The sequence below is a fragment of the Streptomyces sp. NPDC096311 genome (genome assembly GCF_044763085.1).
Classification (GTDB): Bacteria; Actinomycetota; Actinomycetes; order Streptomycetales; family Streptomycetaceae; genus Streptomyces.
In genome coordinates, this window is record NZ_JBIWFN010000019.1 from 138604 (window position 1) to 156393 (window position 17790).

General features: G+C 71.4%; 16 protein-coding genes, 2 pseudogenes and 1 riboswitch. Of the genes and pseudogenes, 11 read left to right on the plus strand and 7 right to left on the minus strand.

Annotation, left to right across the window (positions count from 1 at the left end):
• Window positions 1-75: 75 nt before the first annotated feature.
• The 9 genes and pseudogenes from ACIRA5_RS38855 (at window position 76) to ACIRA5_RS38895 (ending at window position 7122) form a co-directional block, all read left to right on the plus strand.
• Window positions 76-489 (plus strand): hypothetical protein, encoded by a 414-nt coding sequence (locus ACIRA5_RS38855; RefSeq protein ID WP_403699110.1) that lies wholly within the window; start codon window positions 76-78, stop codon window positions 487-489.
• Window positions 438-650 (plus strand): annotated as a pseudogene (locus ACIRA5_RS38860) (phenylacetic acid degradation protein PaaN); the annotation flags it as partial. The gene ACIRA5_RS38855 and the pseudogene ACIRA5_RS38860, both read left to right, overlap by 52 nt.
• Window positions 643-1866, plus strand: a complete 1224-nt coding sequence (locus ACIRA5_RS38865; RefSeq protein WP_403699112.1) for a thiolase family protein — start codon at window positions 643-645, stop codon at window positions 1864-1866. The pseudogene ACIRA5_RS38860 and the gene ACIRA5_RS38865, both read left to right, overlap by 8 nt.
• Window positions 1867-2054: 188 nt before the next feature.
• On the plus strand, window positions 2055-3053 hold the full coding sequence (paaA, locus tag ACIRA5_RS38870; RefSeq protein WP_403699114.1) for a 1,2-phenylacetyl-CoA epoxidase subunit PaaA: 999 nt from the start codon (window positions 2055-2057) through the stop codon (window positions 3051-3053).
• Window positions 3050-3352 (plus strand): 1,2-phenylacetyl-CoA epoxidase subunit PaaB, encoded by a 303-nt coding sequence (gene paaB / locus ACIRA5_RS38875; RefSeq protein WP_403699116.1) that lies wholly within the window; start codon window positions 3050-3052, stop codon window positions 3350-3352. The genes paaA and paaB overlap by 4 nt, the downstream gene beginning before the upstream one ends.
• Window positions 3353-3362: 10 nt before the next feature.
• Complete coding sequence (gene paaC, locus ACIRA5_RS38880; RefSeq protein WP_371643181.1) at window positions 3363-4190, plus strand: 1,2-phenylacetyl-CoA epoxidase subunit PaaC; 828 nt, start codon at window positions 3363-3365, stop codon at window positions 4188-4190.
• Window positions 4184-4702, plus strand: a complete 519-nt coding sequence (gene paaD, locus ACIRA5_RS38885; protein WP_403699118.1) for a 1,2-phenylacetyl-CoA epoxidase subunit PaaD — start codon at window positions 4184-4186, stop codon at window positions 4700-4702. Before paaC ends, paaD begins: the two co-directional genes overlap by 7 nt.
• Window positions 4702-5820 (plus strand): 1,2-phenylacetyl-CoA epoxidase subunit PaaE, encoded by a 1119-nt coding sequence (paaE, locus tag ACIRA5_RS38890; protein WP_403699120.1) that lies wholly within the window; start codon window positions 4702-4704, stop codon window positions 5818-5820. The genes paaD and paaE overlap by 1 nt, the downstream gene beginning before the upstream one ends.
• 456 nt (window positions 5821-6276) lie before the next feature.
• Window positions 6277-7122 (plus strand): CAP domain-containing protein, encoded by an 846-nt coding sequence (locus ACIRA5_RS38895; protein WP_403699122.1) that lies wholly within the window; start codon window positions 6277-6279, stop codon window positions 7120-7122.
• A gap of 452 nt (window positions 7123-7574) precedes the next feature.
• On the opposite strand, the pseudogene ACIRA5_RS38900 reads toward ACIRA5_RS38895, so the two are convergent.
• Window positions 7575-8738 (minus strand): annotated as a pseudogene (locus tag ACIRA5_RS38900) (PP2C family protein-serine/threonine phosphatase); the annotation flags it as partial.
• 98 nt (window positions 8739-8836) lie between these two features.
• Complete coding sequence (locus tag ACIRA5_RS38905) at window positions 8837-9595, minus strand: IclR family transcriptional regulator (protein WP_403699124.1); 759 nt, start codon at window positions 9593-9595, stop codon at window positions 8837-8839.
• A 204-nt stretch (window positions 9596-9799) separates the two neighbouring features.
• On the opposite strand from ACIRA5_RS38905, the gene ACIRA5_RS38910 reads away from it, so the two are divergent.
• Window positions 9800-12229, plus strand: coding sequence for a SpoIIE family protein phosphatase (locus ACIRA5_RS38910; RefSeq protein WP_403699126.1), 2430 nt, complete (start codon window positions 9800-9802; stop codon window positions 12227-12229).
• A gap of 48 nt (window positions 12230-12277) precedes the next feature.
• Here ACIRA5_RS38910 and ACIRA5_RS38915 read toward each other — a convergent pair whose 3' ends face one another.
• Window positions 12278-13291 carry a helix-turn-helix transcriptional regulator gene (locus ACIRA5_RS38915; RefSeq protein WP_403699128.1) on the minus strand — a complete coding sequence of 338 codons (1014 nt, stop codon included), beginning with the start codon at window positions 13289-13291 and terminating at the stop codon, window positions 12278-12280.
• Window positions 13292-13387: 96 nt separating this feature from the next.
• Between ACIRA5_RS38915 and ACIRA5_RS38920 the strand changes: the two genes are divergently transcribed.
• Window positions 13388-13786: a VOC family protein gene (locus ACIRA5_RS38920; RefSeq protein ID WP_403699130.1), complete on the plus strand. Its 399-nt coding sequence runs from the start codon at window positions 13388-13390 to the stop codon at window positions 13784-13786.
• 61 nt (window positions 13787-13847) lie between these two features.
• On the opposite strand, the gene ACIRA5_RS38925 is transcribed toward ACIRA5_RS38920, so the two are convergent.
• The 4 genes from ACIRA5_RS38925 to ACIRA5_RS38940 all read right to left on the minus strand — a co-directional run bounded on the left by ACIRA5_RS38925 (window position 13848) and on the right by ACIRA5_RS38940 (window position 17707).
• A complete protein-coding gene (locus tag ACIRA5_RS38925) occupies window positions 13848-14750 on the minus strand; it encodes a hypothetical protein (protein WP_403699131.1) in 903 nt (300 codons plus the stop codon).
• A gap of 345 nt (window positions 14751-15095) precedes the next feature.
• The gene (locus ACIRA5_RS38930) at window positions 15096-15848 is read right to left on the minus strand and encodes a CbtA family protein (RefSeq protein ID WP_403699133.1); all 753 of its coding nucleotides are present in this window, start codon (window positions 15846-15848) and stop codon (window positions 15096-15098) included.
• Between the two features lie 23 nt (window positions 15849-15871).
• Window positions 15872-16093: a CbtB-domain containing protein gene (locus tag ACIRA5_RS38935; protein WP_403699135.1), complete on the minus strand. Its 222-nt coding sequence runs from the start codon at window positions 16091-16093 to the stop codon at window positions 15872-15874.
• 34 nt (window positions 16094-16127) lie between these two features.
• A riboswitch (cobalamin riboswitch) is annotated at window positions 16128-16276 on the minus strand.
• A 120-nt stretch (window positions 16277-16396) separates the two neighbouring features.
• Window positions 16397-17707, minus strand: a complete 1311-nt coding sequence (locus ACIRA5_RS38940; protein ID WP_403699136.1) for an MFS transporter — start codon at window positions 17705-17707, stop codon at window positions 16397-16399.
• Between the last annotated feature and the right edge of the window lie 83 nt (window positions 17708-17790).

Below are 17790 nucleotides of genomic sequence, written 5' to 3' on the forward strand. Positions count from 1 at the left end.
CGACCGAACATTCGGTTAGCGTGCGGCACGGCTTAGTAATCCAGCATCACCACTGCCTGTCAAGAGGTGGAACGCATGCCCCAGAACCTCTCCGAGCGTCCGGACTTCTTCGCCCGTCACCGCGCCCTGCTGGAGCAGGCGGTCGCCGCCACCGCGAGCCGCGGCCACTGGACCCCGTATCCGGAGTCGCCCAGCACGTCGGCGTACGGGGAGGACGCGGCGAAGGCGGGGGAGGCGGCCTTCCATGAGCGGCTGGGCGCTCCCTTCGAGCTGCCCGGCCACCCGGCGAGCGGCCCCCGGCGCGCCGCGGGCCCCGACGCCCGGGCCGGTGCGGCGGCGGAGATCCTGGCCCGGCCGAACGCCGCGAGTTTCGATCGTGCACGCCGTGCAGCACACCACCGGCCAGGCCTCGTGAGGGCGTTCCAGGCGGGCGGACGCTCGACGCGGGAGTGCACCTGTCGGAGAACCTCACCGGCGGCGTCTTCGTGAACCAGTCCGCCGCCTTCAGCGACTTCCACGGCAGCGCCGCCAACCCGGCGGGCGGCGCCCCCCTCTCCGACCCCGCCATCGTCACCGGCCGCTTCGCCACGCTCCAGTCGCGTCGGCCCGCCACCGCCGAGCAACACACCGAGGAGTCCGCAGATGCCTGACGAGGTCTTTCTGATCGACGGCGCCCGCACCCCGCAGGGCCGGTACGGGGGCGCGCTGGCCTCCGTACGGCCGGACGACCTGGCGGCCCTGGTCGTCGGCGAGGCGGTGCGGCGCAGTGGGATCCCCGGCGAGGCCGTGGACGAGGTGATCCTCGGCGCGGCCAACCAGGCCGGTGAGGACAACCGGGACGTGGCCCGCATGGCCGTGCTGCTCGCCGGCCTCCCGCACACCGTGCCCGGTTACACCGTCAACCGGCTGTGCGCGTCCGGGCTGACGGCGGTCGCGAACGCGGCCCAGGCGATCCGGTCCGGGGAGGCCGACCTCGTCGTCGCCGGCGGCGTGGAGTCGATGACCCGCGCGCCCTGGGTGATGGCCAAGCCCGGCACCCCGTGGGCCAAGCCGGGCGAGGTGCACGACACCTCGCTGGGCTGGCGCTTCACCAACCCGCGCTTCACGGCCGCCGACCGGGCCGTGCCGGCGGGCGCGGGGCCGGAGTCGGCCAAGGTGACCCTGTCGATGGGGGAGACCGCCGAAGAGGTCGCCGCGCTCGACGGCATCACCCGCGCCGACTCCGACGCCTTCGCGCTGCGCAGCCACCAGCGGGCGGTGGCCGCGCAGGAGGCCGGCCGCTTCGACCGCGAGATCGTGCCGGTGCGGGTGAAGGACGGCGAGGTCACACGCGACGAGGGCCCGCGCCCCGGCACGACCCTGGAGAAGCTCGGCACCCTGCGGACCATCTTCCGGCCGGACGGCATCGTCACGGCCGGTTCCTCCTCGCCGCTGTCCGACGGCGCCGCCGCGCTGAGGCTGGCGAGCGCGGCGGCCGTCGAGCGGTACGGGCTCACCCCGCGCGCCCGGATCATCACCGCCGCCTCGGCCGGCGTACAGCCCAACCTGATGGGACTCGGCCCCGTCCCCGCCACCGAGAAGGCCCTTGCCCGGGCCGGTCTGGAGAGCGGCGACCTGGACGCGGTCGAGCTGAACGAGGCCTTCGCCGCGCAGGCACTCGCGGTGATGCGGCGGTTGAAGCTCGGCGAGGAGAAGGTCAACGCCGACGGCGGTGCCATCGCGCTCGGCCATCCCCTCGGCTGCTCCGGCGCCCGCATCCTGCTCACGCTGATCGGCCGACTGGAGCGCGCGGACGCCCGCCGGGGCCTGGCCACCCTGTGCGTGGGTGTCGGCCAGGGCGTCGCGATGCTCGTGGAGCGCGTCTGAGCGCCGCGGACGAGTCCCCCGCTGTTCGCCCCGAGGCCCGCGACACCATCAGCGGGCCGATGATCCGCGAACCGCACGCCGTGCCTGGTCGGACGAAGGTCCTGCCCGGCCGCACGAAAGTCTTGCCCGGCCGGAAGAAACCCGTCACACTGGAACCGAACGAATGGTCGGTAGGGAAGCTGGTATCGATGACCACGACACACTCCGCCGCCACCGGCGCCGACGGCGTCGGGCCGGCGGCCGACGAGCGGCTCCAGGAGCACTTCGACGCGACCGTCGCGCGTGACCAGCGGGTCGAGCCGCGCGACTGGATGCCCGACGGCTACCGCAAGACGCTGATCCGGCAGATCGCGCAGCACGCGCACTCGGAGATCATCGGCATGCAGCCGGAGGGCGAGTGGATCACCCGCGCGCCCTCGCTGCGCCGCAAGGCCATCCTGTTCGCGAAGGTCCAGGACGAGGCCGGGCACGGGCTGTATCTGTACTCGGCGGCCGAGACCCTGGGCGCGGACCGCGCCGACCTCACCGAGCGACTCATCGAGGGCCGCCAGAAGTACTCGTCGATCTTCAACTACCCCACCCTGAGCTTCGCCGACGTCGGCGTGATCGGCTGGTTCGTCGACGGCGCCGCGATCTGCAACCAGGTGCCGCTGTGCAGGAGTTCCTACGGCCCCTACGCGCGCGCCATGGTGCGGATCTGCAAGGAGGAGTCGTTCCACCAGCGCCAGGGGTACGAGTTGCTGCTGACCATGATGCGCGGCACCGACGCCCAGCGGGCGATGGTGCAGGACGCGGTGGACCGCTGGTGGTGGCCGTCGCTGATGATGTTCGGGCCGCCCGACGACAACTCCCCCAACTCGGCCCAGTCCATGGCCTGGAAGATCAAGCGCCACAGCAACGACGAACTGCGCCAACGCTTCGTGGACATGACCGTGCCGCAGGCCGAGAAGCTGGGCGTCGTCCTGCCCGACCCCGAGCTGCGCTGGAACGAGGAGCGCGGACGCCATGACTTCGGCACCCCGGACTGGGACGAGCTGATGCGGGTCATCAAGGGCGACGGACCGTGCAACGCCGAGCGGATCTCCCGGCGGCAAACGGCCCACGAGGAGGGCACCTGGGTCCGTGAGGCGGCCACCGCCCACGCGGCCAAGCAGAGCGAGCGAGCCCGGAAGGAAGCGGCGGCATGAACGACATCGACGGCAAGAAGGACGGCTGGCCGCTGTACGAGGTGTTCGTACGTGGCAAGCGCGGACTGAACCACGTACACGTCGGCTCGCTGCACGCCGCCGACGACACGATGGCCCTCACCCACGCCCGTGACCTGTACACACGTCGCAACGAGGGCGTCAGCATCTGGGTGGTGCGCTCGGAGTACATCGCCGCCTCCACCCGCGACGAGAAGGACCCTTTCTTCGCGCCGAGCGCCGACAAGGTCTACCGCCATCCGACCTTCTACGACATCCCCGACGACGTCCCGCACATCTGAGGAGCAGGGCATGAGTGACGACCACGTCTACCTGACCCTCGCCGAGGGACACGAGGACGACACCCGCTGGGCGTACGGCACCGGCTTCGAGGACCCCCTGCACGGGGTCGACACCACCGTGCCGGACGGCTTGGACGCCGCGGAGCTGGCGGCCTCCTGCGTCGCGCTCGCCGACGACGCGCTCGTGTGCGCCCAGCGACTGGCCGAGTGGACCACCCGTGCCCCCGAGCTGGAGGAGGAGGTGGCGCTCGCCAACATCGGCCTCGACCTGCTCGGCCAGGCCCGCCTGCTCTACGCGCGCGCCGGCCAGGTGGACGGCACGGGCCGCGACGAGGACGCCTACGCCTACTTCCGCGACGCCGACGACTTCCGCAACGTACGCCTGGCCGAACTCCCCAACGGGGACTTCGCGTTCTCCGTCGTGCGGCTCCTGGCACTGTCCAGCTGGCGGCTCGCACACTTCGAGCGCCTCGCCGCGCACCCCGACCCGGTGCTCTCCGCCATCGCCGCGAAGGGCGTCAAGGAACTGGCCTACCACCGCCAGTACGCGGCCGAGTGGGCCGTGCGCCTGGGCGACGGTACGGCGGAGTCCCACCGCAGGATGCGTACGGCGCTGGAGCGGGTCGCCCCGTACCTGGGCGAGTTGTTCACGGCCTACGACGTACGGGACGAGGTCGTCGCCGTGCTCCGCCAGGTGACCGAGGCGGGTGGACTGCCCATGCCCGTGTACCGGCCGCTGCCCGGCTCCGGACGCGCGGGCGAGCACACCGAGCATCTGGCGCCGCTGCTGGCCGAGTTGCAGAGCGTGGCCCGCGCCCACCCGGAGGCGACATGGTGAGCGTACTGACCGAGGTGCGACGGGCCCGGCACATCGCCGAACAGGTGCCCGACCCCGAGCTGCCCATGCTCACCCTCGCCGACCTGGGCGTACTGCGCGAGGTGTCGCTCGCCCCCGACGGCACGGTCGTCGCGAGCCTCACGCCGACCTACTCGGGCTGCCCGGCGATGGCGGAGATGCGCGCCGACGTGGCCGCGCGGCTGGCCGCCGCCGGGTACGAGCGCGTCGAGATCCGTACCGTCCTCGACCCGCCGTGGACCAGCGACTGGATCACCCCGGCGGGCCGCCGCAAGCTCACCGAACACGGGATCGCCCCGCCCGGCGCCGCGCCTCGGCGCCCGGCCGGTCCGGTGCCGCTCGTGCTGACCACCACTCGGCGGGCCGCCGTGCCCTGCCCGCGCTGCGGCTCGGCGGACACGGAGGAGACCTCTCGCTTCGCCGCCACGTCCTGCAAGGCGCTCTGGCGCTGCCGCGCCTGCCTGGAACCGTTCGAGTACGTCAAGGAGATCTGATGGACGACCTGATGGAGTCGGCCGCCTCCGCCCCGGCGGTACGCCCGCGTAACCGCCGTCGGCCGGCCTTCCACTCCCTGCGGGTCGCCGCCGTGCAGCCCCTGTGCGAGGACGCGGCCGCGGTCAGCTTCGACATCCCGGCGGAGCTGGCCGAGGAGTTCGCCTTCGCCCCCGGGCAGTCACTCACCCTGCGGCGCGAGGTCGACGGCCGTGACGAGCGCCGCTCGTACTCCATCTGCTCGCCGGCCGGATCGGTGCCGCGCATCGGGGTGCGGGTGGTGCCGGGTGGCCTGTTCTCCGCATGGCTGGTGCGGGAGGTGCGCCCCGGAGACATGGTCGAGGTCATGGCCCCGACCGGCGCCTTCACGCCCGACCTCGCCACCCCCGGCCATCATGTGCTGATCGCCGCGGGCTCCGGCATCACCCCCATGCTGTCCATCGCCGAGTCGGTGCTGGCCGCGGACTCCCGCTCGACGGTCACCCTCTTCTACGGCAACCGGCGCACCGACACCGTGATGTTCGCCGACGAGCTGGCCGACCTGAAGGACCTCTACCCGGCCCGGTTCCAGCTCGCCCACGTCCTGTCCCGCGAGCCCCGCGAGGCCGAGGTGCTCTCCGGCCGGCTGGACGCCGAGCGGCTGTCGGCACTCGTCGGCTCGCTGGTCGACGTGGCGGGCGCGGACCACTGGTGGCTGTGCGGCCCGCACGGCATGGTCCGCGACGCCCAGCGGGTGCTGGCCGGGCTCGACGTGCCGGCCGCCCGGATCCACCAGGAGCTGTTCTACGCCGACGACGAGCCCGTGCGGGAGGTGCACCACCAGGACACGGCCACCGTGGGCCCGGTCAGCGAGGTCACCATCACGCTCGACGGCCGCTCCACGACCGCCGCCCTGCCCCGCGGTCGCAGCATCCTCGACGGCGCCCAGAAGACCCGCCCCGACCTGCCCTTCGCCTGCAAGGGCGGCGTGTGCGGCACCTGCCGGGCCCTGGTCACCGACGGCAAGGCCGACATGCGCCGCAACTTCGCCCTCGAACCCGCCGAGGTCGACGCGGGGTATGTCCTTACCTGCCAGTCGTTCCCGGTCACGGAGACGCTCGCCGTCGACTACGACAGCTGACGCGGTCGTCCACGACCATCGCCATCACCATCGTCGGGAATGGTTGCGGCAACTCGGCGTGACATCCGTCACGCCGAGTTCCCGTATCAACGTGGTGCGGTAGTACATGGCGCCTGGGCGATATGGCCAGACTTGCCACCCGCAATCCGACATACGTACGTATGCTCCTCCGGCATACGCCAAGCGCGGTCGTGTCATGCCGCCCGTCGGGCGCGTGAAGCCTTCTGACGGATCGTCAGACCATGCCGCGCTCCGGTCAGCCGGGTCTGCACACCGATACGCCCGATTCAAGGCCGTTCGGGGTCTACGAGGCCGGGTAGTAGTGGCGCTCGTTGCCGCTTACTCACGCAGGTTTTAACAATGGCGGCCCAAAACGGCGTCACCACAGCTCAGGCACAGTGTCCGTGCGGAGCCGGCCCACCGGTGGCGCCCCCGCGACGACCGAGCGAGGCCCGCATGAGCAAGCACCGCAGGAAGACGCGCCACCGGCAGATCACCATCGCTGCCGTCGTGCTGAGCGCGCTGGCAGTACCGACCGCCGCCATGGCGTGCATGAACGACCAGAGCGCCCCGGACGCCGGGTCCTCCCGTCAGTGGCAGGGCTCGAAGCACTGGCAGAACTGGCAGAACGCGTCCCAGCAGGAGCGGCGGAAGGGCGGCGGGTGGACCGCGCGGACCCAGAAGCCGACCTCACACGCCACCACCGCGCCCTCCGCGCCCGCCGCGCCTGCCGCGCCTGAAGCGCCGGTCGCGACGACGCAGCCCGCCGCGCCCGAGGCACCCGCCTCCACGACTCCCGCGGCACCGGAGGCACCCGCCTCCACGGCGCCCGCCACACCCGAGGCGCCCGCCTCCACGGCACCCTCCGCGCCCGAGGCCACGGCCAGCGCGTCCCCGAGCACCGCGGGCACGACGGCCCCGGCGTCCGCCGCCGTGACTCGTGTGGTGGCCCTGGTCAACAGTGAGCGCGGCAAGGTCGGCTGCTCCCCGCTGACCCTCAACGCGAAGCTCTCGAAGGCCGCCCAGGATCACAGCGCGGACATGGCGAGCCACCAGAACATGTCGCACACGGGCTCCGACGGTTCGGATCCCGGTCAACGCATCACGACCGCCGGCTACACCTGGAGTGCGTACGGCGAGAACGTCGCGTTCGGATACTCCACGCCCGAGGAGGTCATGGCGGGCTGGATGTCCAGTCCCGGCCACAAGCGCAACATCCTGGACTGCGGCTTCAAGGAGATCGGCGTAGGTCTCTCACAGCCCGGCAGCTACTGGACGCAGGACTTCGGCACGGCCCGTTGACCTACGCCTCGCGGCGGCCTTCGTCAGCCTCCTCCGTTGCGGCCGCACGGCGTGAAGGAGCCGAGCGCAGCACCCGGGTCCACCGGTCCGCCGGCCCGCTCGGCGAACCGGACCCGGCTGCCTCGGGGCGGGACGGAGCCGGGGCAGCCGTCGCGACCGACCTCCGCCACCGGTTCGCGAACGGCCGAGTAGGGAACGCCCGGGCAAGGAAGGGCCGGGTCGGCAACCGCCGGGTCGCGAACTGCCAGCTCTTGGACCGCCGGGTCATCATCCGCCAAGTCGGCAACTGACGGGTCGCGCTCCGCCAAGTCGGCAACTGACGGGTCCTGCACCGCCGGAACGGCAACTGACGGGTCCTGCACCGCCGGAACGGCAACCGTCGGGTCCTGCACCGCCGGAACGGCAACCGTCGGGTCCTGCACCGCCGGAACGGCAACCGTCGGGTCCTGCACCGCCGGGACGGCAACCGTCGGGACGGCAACCGTCGGCTTGTGGAGCAGGAGCAGCGCCGCATCGTCGTGCAGTCGGCCGCCCACATGCGCCAGCAGTTCGTCATGCAGCGCGGTGAGCGTGCGCGCCGGCTCGTCGCACAGGTGGCGCGCCAGTCCCTCGGCCAGCGGGTAGAACTCACGGTGGTGGTTGCGGGCCTCGGTGACCCCGTCGGTGTAGAGCAGCAGCTGATCCCCGTCGGCGAAGGGCAGCACCTGGAGGCTGGGAGTCTCGCCCGTGAGAGCGCTCAGCCCCAGCGGCGGGGCGGGATGGGTGGGATCCACCGGCGCAACGTCTCCGGACGCACGCACCAGCAGCGGCGGCGCGTGTCCGCAGTTCACCACCTCCAGATGCCCTGTCTGCGGGTATCCGGCCACGACGGCGGTGACGAAGTCGTCGGTACCGAGGTTGCGCGCCAGGCTCCGCTCGATCCTGGCGACGACGGCGAGGAGGTCGGGCTCGTCGTAGGCGGCCTCCTGGAAGACACCCAGGACGAGTGCGGCGGTGCTCACGGCCGGCAGCCCCTTGCCGCGCACATCCCCGACGATCAGCCTGACGCCGTACGGAGTGGGCAGCAGCGCGTAGAGATCGCCGCCGATACGGGCCTCCGCCGCCGCCGCGCTGTAGCGGACCGCCACCTGAAACGGCCCGACCGTCGCCGGTACCGGCTTGAGCAGCGCGTGCTGGGCGGCCTCCGCGACCGAGCGCACGGCCGCGAGCACCCGCTCACGACGCCCCCGCAGCGCGCCGGACAGGCCACTCGCGAGAGTGACGGCCGCCAGCGCGGACAGCACGGCCACCAGTTCGCGGCCCGGCACACCGTCCCGGATCCCGAGCGCGGCACCCAGCACCGCGGCGAGGAGACCGACACACAAGACCCCGCGCGGCCCACTGGTGGTGGCGGCCAGCGCGGGCCCGGCCACGAGCAGGGAAAGCCAGATCACGCCTGCTCCGCCGACGAAGCCGACGAGCACGACACCGAGAACGATCAGCACGGGCAGGACCGGCGTACCCGAAGCCAGGTGTGCGGCGGCGCGTGTCCGGGCCGACGCCCCGGGACCGGCCACGCGGTTCCTGAACAGCCCCATGGGCCAGGGGGCACCACCACGGTCTCGGGCCTGACTCATGTTTCGTCCGCAGTCCTCACCGTGCGCCACCCGCACTCCGGAAATGTCTGTTTCATCCAGGAAACGACTTCGGGTCGGACGCGACAAGGACAGGGATTTCAGATAGTGAGCGAGAGGCTCCTGGTCACGCGGTTCGCGGTCGGCGTCAACCGCTCCAGAACCTCCTCGAGCCGGGAGAGCCGGTTCACCGGCAGCGAGACGCCGAGCGAACCGAGCGTCTCCCCGCTGTACACCGGCACCGCGACACACACCGTCCCGAGCGCGTACTCCTCCAGATCCGTGACGGCCGGAGCCATCGGCGAGGAATCCAGCCGCCGCAACAACTCCGACGGACTCGTGATCGTCCGCGGCGTGAGATCCGCCAGGGAATGCCGCGAGAGGTAGTCCTCGCGCGACTCGTCGTCCAGTTCCCGCAGCACACACTTGCCCAGCGCGGTCGCGTGCCCCGCGTCCTCCATCCCCACCCACAGATCCACCCGCGGTGTCCGGGGACCGTCGACGATCTCCGCGACCCGGATCTCACCCTCCTCGTAGAACGTGAGATACGCGGCAGCCGCGATCTCGTCACGCAACGCGGCCAGTGCGGGACGCACCCGCCCCAGCAACGCCTGCCCACGCCCCGAGCTGTGCAGCGACTGCACCTTGTCCCCCAGCACGAACCCGCCGTCGTCCAGCTTGCGCACATAGCCGTCGTGCACCATCGTCCGGAGCAGGTGATACGCCGTGGCCAGGGGCAGCCCCGTCTCCCGCGCGAGCTGCTTCGCCGGCACACCGTTCTCGTGCGCGCCCACCGCCTCCAGCAGACGAAACGCCCGCTGCACGGACGTGATCAGCGTGGGGCCGTCACGAACACCCATACGACCAGCCTGCGCCGGACACGCCACACGAGCAAGGCGGCACCGCCCCGCCGACCCCGCGCACGGATCCGACGTACGGCCGATGCCCTGGCTTGAGGGCGGAACGGCGCCGCGGGAGGCTGGAGACGACGCCCGCGATGTGCGCCCGGTTTCCCCCGGGCGCTCCTCAGGGCTCCGCCGAGGCGAGGACGAGGGTAAGGACCCATGGATAGCGAGCACGGCGCGTCCGGAGGCACGGTGCCGACGCCCGTACCGGAGGACTCCGCGGTCGTGGTCGACGCCCGGGGGTCGGTCATGGTGTGGAGTGCCGGAGCCACGCAGCTGCTCGGCTACGAACCCGAAGAGATCGTGGGCCGCCATGCCACCGACCTGCTCGCCGCCGACCTGCCCGCCTCCGCGCGGCGTCACATCGCCGACGGGCGCCAGTGGGCCACCGAGGTGGCGCTTCGGCACCGGGAGGGTGGTCGTGTCGTGGTGCGGCTGCGGGGAGCGCCGCTGGTGGACGCGGCGCGCCACAGGCTCTGGCTCGTGACCGGCGCGGCGCTGACGAACCCTGCCGGACCGTCCGACCCGAACGCGGCCGCGATGTGGGGCCGCACGCTGGCGCAGCTCCCGCTGCCGGTGGCGGTCTACGACCTCGATGCGCGGCTCGTGGCCGCCAACGAGGTCATGACGCGGGTGATGGGCAGGACCGAGGAGGAGATGCGGGGCCTGACGCTGTGGGAGATCGAGCCGAGCTGGCCCTTCGACGAGTACGACCGCCTCCAGCGGGAGGTGCTGCGCACCGGTGAGATGATCTTCCATGAGCAGCACGGCCAGGCTCCCGGCGAGACGCGGGAGCATGCGTGGTCGATGTTCTTGTCGCCGTTGAAGGACGAGAACGGCACGGTGCACGGGCTGTCGGCGGCGGTGTTCGACACCACCGAGCAGTACTGGGCCCGACAGCGCCTGGCCGTGCTCAACGACGCGAGCCTGCGCATCGGCAGCACCCTGGATGTGACCCGAACGGCCGAAGAGCTGGCCGAGGTGGCTGTGACCGGGTTCGCGGACTTCGTCACCGTGGACCTGCTGGAATCCGTGGCACAGGGCGAGGAGCCGCGGTCGGTGCCGCCCGGCGAGTCGGTCACGGTCCGCCGCACCGCGCAGCGATCGGTGCTGAGGGGATGCCCGGAGTCGGTGGTCGCCTCGGGCGGCACGAGTCTCTACCCGGCGGATTCGCTGCCGGTGCTGGCGCTGGTCAGCGGCCGGGGCACCCTGCACCGGTCGGACGATCCGGCGCTGCGGGCGTGGGTCGAATCATCCCCGGCCCGTGCCGAGACCGTGGGCAAGTACATGATCCACTCGGTGATGATGGTCCCGCTGCGGGCCCGGGGCGTGACCCTGGGCCTGGTGCACTTCCTGCGGCACCGGACGCCGGAGTCCTTCGGCGAGGACGACCTACTGCTCGCGGAGGAGATCGTCGCCAGGGCGGCGGTGAGCGTGGACAACGCTCGCCGCTACACCCATGAACGCCGCACGGCGCTGGCACTCCAACGCAGTCTGCTGCCCGAGCGGCCACCGGCTCTCACGGCGGTGGAGGTCGCCTACCGTTACCTCCCGGCAGGTTCCGGGGCCGACATCGGAGGGGACTGGCTCGACGTGATCCAGCTGTCCGGCGCGCGGGTCGCCCTGGTCGTGGGCGACGTGGTGGGCCATGGCATTCAGGCCTCGGCCACGATGGGCCGCCTGCGGACCGCCGTACGGACTCTCGCGGACATCGATCTCGCCCCCGACGAGTTGCTCACCCAACTCGACGACCTCGTCATCAGGCTCGACCGGGAAGAGGGTCCGGAGGCGCGCGGACGGGTGGAGGAGACCTCGGGTGAGGTCGGGGCCACCTGTCTGTACGCCGTGTACGACCCGGCGTCCCGCCGCTGCACCCTGGCCCGCGCCGGGCACCCGCCGCCCGCCCTGGTCACCGCGGACGGCACCGTGCGGTTTCTGGACCTGCCCGCCGGGCCGCCGCTCGGCCTCGGCGGCCTGCCGTACGAGTCCACCGAGGTGGAGCTCGGCGAGGGAAGCCTGCTCGCTCTCTACACCGACGGCCTGGTCGAGGCCGCCGACCGGGACATCGGCGTCGGGCTCGAACTGCTGCGCCGGGCGCTCAGCAGTCCGGCCGACACGCTGGAGGAGACCTGTGACCAGGTGCTGAGCACCGTGCTGACCCGCCGTCCCGCCGACGACATCGTCCTGTTCCTGGCCCGTACCTCCGCGCTCGACGCCCGGCAGATGCGGACCTGGCACCTGCCGCGGGATCCCGCGGCCGTCGCCGGGGCCCGCAAGGTGGCGGTCGAACAGGTGGCCGCGTGGGGGCTGGACGAAACGGCGTTCGCCACCGAACTGATCGTCAGCGAACTGGTCACCAACGCCATCCGCTACGGCGAGGCGCCGATCCGGCTACGCCTCATCCGCGACGCCACGCTCATCTGCGAGGTCTCCGACGGCAGCAGCACCGCCCCGCACCTGCGCCGAGCCCGGATCTTCGACGAGGGCGGGCGCGGGCTGCTGCTGGTTGCCCAGGTCGCCGAGCGCTGGGGCAGTCGCCAGACCCCCACCGGCAAGACCATCTGGGCCGAACAGCCACTGCCCGCGTGACACCAGCACGACCCCGCACCGCCACCGGCGCCGGCCGTGGTGGTGGGCTCACGGCACCGGTCGTACGTCGGGCGGGCGCCGCCGGGCGGAGTTCACCAGCCGGTCGGCGAGCGCGACGACGAGACCGCGGAGCTCGTCAGGTCGCTCGATGACGAAGGGCAGATCGAGCGACGCGAGCACCGGAGGCAACCAGTCGAGCCGTTCCACACGCAACCGGACACGCGACCAGAGCTCGCCATCACCGTCCGCACGGCCCGCTGCCCGCTGCTCCTCGACGATCGCGACGCTCGCCGGAAGCCGGACGCGGATCTGCTCGGCCGTCCCCCGGATCCTCAGGATCACTTCGTGCCGGTACGGGGCCTCGGCGAACCCCGACAGAACGCGCCGCGCCGGATCGAGTCCCGCGGGCGGCTCGAAGGAGCCGGGCAGCGACCTCGCGTCGGCGATGCGGTCGAGCCGGAACGTGCGGTCCTCGCCGCTCTCGGGCTCCGCACCGGTTACGTACCACCGGCCCGAGTGGACGACGAGCCCGTACGGGTGCACCGTGCGGGCGCTGTGCCGGCCGTCTCCGGCGGTGTACCGGATCGAGATCGGCCGGCGATGGCGGATCGCGTCGGCGATCGAGAGCAGGACCGCGCTCTGCGGTGCGGCTGTCTCGTCGGGCGAAGCGGTGAAGGCGAGGGAGTCGAGCACGGCGTCGAGTCTTCGGGCGAGGCGCTTGGGCAGGACCCGCCGGATCTTGGCCGTGGCCGTCTCCTGGGCGGTGCCCGTGCTCGTCGGCAGCCCGGCTCGGCGACCGGCGATCAGGCCGAGCAGCACGGCCAGCGCTTCGTCGTCGCCGAGCATGAGCGGAGGCATGCGGTGGCCGGGGGCGAGCCGGTACCCGCCGTAGCGGCCACGCACCGATTCGACGGGCACGTCGAGGTCGACCAGGTGGTCCACATACCGGCGCACGGTGCGTTCGTCGACGTCCAGCCGCTCGGCGAGTTCGGCGGCTGTCCTGGTGCCGCCCGACTGCAGGAGCTCCAGCAGGGTCAGCACGCGAGCTGTGGGCCTGGGCATGTTCAGAAGTGTCCCAGCAATACCGGGCGGAATGTGTCCGCTATCCCTCCTAGCCTACGTGCCTACGCATCCCACCGAACCCACCGGGAGATCATCGTGAACCTCGTCTCGATCCGCGTCATCACGGGCGATGTCGCACGCCTCGTCGACTTCTACGAGCGCGCGACCGGCACCCGGGCGAGCTGGTCCCACCAGGACTTCGCCGAGCTCAGGACGGCGTCGGCCACTCTCGCGATCGCCGGCATCCGCACCGTGCCGCTGTTCGCGCCTGACGCCGCCCGTCCGTCCGACAACCGTTCCGTGATCATCGAGTTCCTCGTCGACGACGTGGACGGCGTGTACGAGAACCTGACCGGCTTCGTGGAGGACTTCGTCAACAAGCCCACCACCATGCCTTGGGGCAACCGTTCGCTGCTGTTCCGCGACCCCGACGGCAACCTCGTCAACTTCTTCACCCCGGTCAGCCCTGACGCCGTCAGGAAGTTCGCTTCCTGACGGCGCCGAGGCGGGGCTGTCGGGCTGGGTTACGCCACGCAGGTGACCCCTCGCGCCGTGGTCATGAGCGGCGTGCGCGGCGAGACGCGTACACCGCCCCGGCACCGAGGGCGACCACCAGGGCCGCGCCGCCAGCGAGGGTGCCGACCGGCACGCTCGCACCCGTCTCCGCCAGCGGCGGCCCGCTGTCGCTGGGCGACGGCTCGGGGGTGGCGGGCGGCGTCGACGCCAGCGGGGGCACGTCCGGCGTCGTGGGAGGCGTGGTGGAGGGCTTGGGGCTGGTCGGAGGCGGGGTCGTCTCCTCGGCGGGAGGCTGTCCGCCCGCGGGGGTCGTGGGGGTGGCCGGGGTGGCGGGAGTGGCCGGGGTCGACTCCGACGGCGTCGGGGTGGGCGAGCCCGACGGGCCCGGGGTGCACGGCTGTTCGCCCCCGTTCCACGCCGCTATGAGGTGGTAGGGGGTGACGACGTTGTCGGGCTCGTAGGGCACGGGGCCGTGTCCCTCCCCCGTCTTCCCGTCGTAGGTGATGTCATCGCCGTACAGGTCGATCTGGCCGTAGCAGTCCGGCGTCTTCACGGTGAGCTTCTGCCAGGTCCGCTTCGCGTCGTTCGTACCCGCGACGTCGTCGGCGGTGAGGTAGACCGTGGCCTTGTCGACGAGGCTCTGGTGTCCGGAGACGTACCAGTTCGGCCCCTCGGTGGTGTATTCGGCGAGGGACACGGGGTACTTGCAGCCCTCCCCGACGGTCTGGCCGGGAGCCAGCCGGACCTGGACGCTCCCGGGAACGGTGTCCCATTGGTGGAAGCCGCCCTGCGAGGTCCAGTCGGCGCCCACGACGTTTCCGTCGGCGCCGACGATGCGGTACTGGACCGTGGCGGACTCGCACGCCCCGGCGGTCGTGGCACTGGCCACCCCCGCGCCGAGCAGGGGCACGGCGGAGGTGGCGAATGCGGTTGCGGCGAGCACAGCCAGAGTTCTGGAGTGTTGCGAACGCGACAAGATGAGCCTCGGTGAAATCGAAAGTGTGGGAGGTGATGACGCGCGAGTGACCGACGCGGACGGCGGAACCGGATGATCCGACGCAAGAACCGGCGGCAGGCATGCCGCCCAAGCCACTCGTGTCGCTTCGCCTACTGCAGACGCGGCGAAGCGAGCTGGATTCTTCCAACCTTTAACAACTCCCGTCAATTCTCCACTGGTTGACCACTTCCTCCACGGAACACACCCCGACGGCAGGGGACTTACGAGACCCCGGAAAACGCGAGAGGCCCCCGGATGGTTCCGGGGGCCTCACTCGTGTGGTGGGTCGTGTCAGCTGGGAACAACGACCCGTCCGCTCGCGGCGGCCTTCACCGGCTCGGGATTCAGCAACCGCTCGGCCAACTCGCCGAAGACCAGGCCGAATCCGCCCCACAGGACGGTCTGGATGGCCAGTGCGGAGAGACGGAACCGCCACAGCAGGGTGGCCGGGAAGTCCTTCGGCACCTCGTTGATGACCGGCAGGAACGCGTACGCCAGACCGATCACGACGGCGAAAGCGGCCACCGCGCCAACGGTGGCGTACCAGGTGCCGATCCTGGGTGCCAGCCGCTTGCCCAGGATGGTGGCGGCGATCGCGAGGAGCACGCTGAGCACCATCATCAGGAAGTACAGGGTGGTCCGCTTGCCGATGGTGTCGGGGTTGCCGACCGACGGCGGGTTGGCCGGATACTTCAGGAACGGCACGACGTACACGGCCAGCAACGCGCAGCCGGACAGCAGCAGTGCGGTCGCCCGCGGGCTGAAGCGGCCGACGCGGCCGAGCGCGAAGGCGAAGGCGAGCGCGGCGATACCGCCGAAGGCGACGCCGTAGACCAGGACGCCGGTGGCGAGACCGGCGGTGGACTGCAGGGAGCGGGAGACGATCTCCATCTCGTGCTCGTGGGAGTGGGCTTCCTCGAAGCTGATCGCGCTGTCGACGTTCGGCTCACCGAGGAAGTAGGCGGCAATCAGGGCGAGCAGGCCGGCACCGAGGCCGGCCAGCATGCCCCGCACGAGCAGATTTCTTACCGTTGCGGAGTTCATGGCAGTGCTGCGGGTCCCCTCGGTCAGTGGCAGGGGAAGCCGAGAAGGTGGCGGGCGTCGTGCACCCACTCGTGGACGTCCGAGCCGGAGACGACGGAGGTGGCGCCCTGTTCGGCACCGACGAAGTACAGCAGGACGAGCATCAGGATGCCGAAGAAGACCGCCCACGGAGCAATCACCTTGAGCGGCAGCTTCGCGGGAACGACGGGGGTGGTGGTTGTCGGCTGGGCGACGGTCTGCGCCATGGCAGGACCTCCTCGGGAGTTCGCGTCCCATCTCGGTGGTGCACTGGACGACGGCTACGGGTCTGACTCACGAGGGGTCCCAGCGGGCTGGAGCCTCTCGTTCACAGTGGCGCGACCGTGCCGGTTTCCCACCGGCTTCCGTCTTGCCGTCATCGATATCGCACCGACCGTACCGCGTGTCGGGTGCGGGGCCAAGACCGCGCCACCTGGCGTGATCTTCCTCTCGCACCAGGTGGCCGATCCCGAGTGAACAGCGGGTCAGCGGGGGCGGAACCCAGGTGAGTTCGCTCCCCGGCCCCGCTCTCAGACCGAAGGGGACCGGTCCGCGTCCTGGGACTCGGGCGTGTCCGTCGTACGACCGAGCTTCTGTGCCTCCTCCAGCGTGCGAGCCCCGCGGAGAGGGGAGAACGTGAGCCAGAAGGAGACGACGAGGTAGGAGATCCCGACGGCCCACAGGGCCGTGCCGGGTGACAGGGCGTCGGCCAGGGCACCCCCGACGAGGGCTCCCAGGGGCAGCGTTCCCAGGGCGACAAGGCGGTAGCTCGCGGTCACCGCGCCGATCTGGTGCTCCGGCGGAATGGCCTGTCGCAGGCTGACGGCGAACACGTTGAACAGTGCGACACCGAAGCCGTTCACCATCATGGCGACCGACGCGAGCACGGCGACGTACCCGCCGGCCCGGCTGACGGCGGGTACGAGCAGCAGACCGACCGCGGCCAGCACCGCACCCAGGGCCAGCACACCGCCGACGGCCCACCGCCTGGTGAGCCGGGTGGCGCAGAGCGAGCCGATCAGGGCCCCCACACTGCCGATGCCGGTGATCACGCCCACGACGGTGCCGCTCATGTCGAGATCACGGACGGCGAACACCAGGAAGACGGTCAGGAAGGCCTTCTCGTGCAGGTTCGACAGGCCGGCCTGAACACACAGGTCCCTGATCGGCCGCAGGGACCACGTGTAGCGGAGCCCGGAGCCGATCGCCTTCAGCGCCGACTCACGTGGCTGTTCGGGGGCCTTGACACCCCGCAGCAGCAGACCGCTCACGGCGGCACCGGCGGCGCACGCGGCGGCCACCGTCAGGGTCGGTGACACCCCCAACTGGCCGACGAGGAAGCCAGCCGCGGCGGGACCGGCGAGGGTGCTGACCGAATACGTCGCCTGGTGCAGGCCGTTGGCCGCGGCGATGGAGTTCAGCGGCAGGAGCCTGGGCAGCGTGGACTGGTAGGCGACTTCATAGAAGACGGTGGCGACACCGATCACGGCGGCGGCGACAACAAGTTGGCCGAAGTTCAGCCCGTCGGCCGCCTGGAACGCGGCGAGCACCGCAAGCGCGGCGCCCTGGGCGACACTCGCGGTGACGAGGGTGCGGCGCGGCGGATACCGGTCGACCATGACACCGGCGATCAGCGAGAGCACCACGACGGGGACGAACTGCACCGCCGAGACGAGTCCCACGCCCGTGCCGTCGGCATGGAGGTAGGTGACCGCGATCAAGGGTAGGAGAAAACTGGTCAGCTGTCCGCCGAAATGCGCCGAGGTTTCTCCGAGCCAGATGTTGCGGAAGTCTTTGTTGTCCGCGATCAGGATTCGAATATCCTTGTCGAATATGGCCACCGCAACCCCCGGTCAAGTCTTCATGAAAAAAATCACGGCAACGCTAGCATGGCGCACCGTGGTCCGCTAGCGTGCGAGTGGAT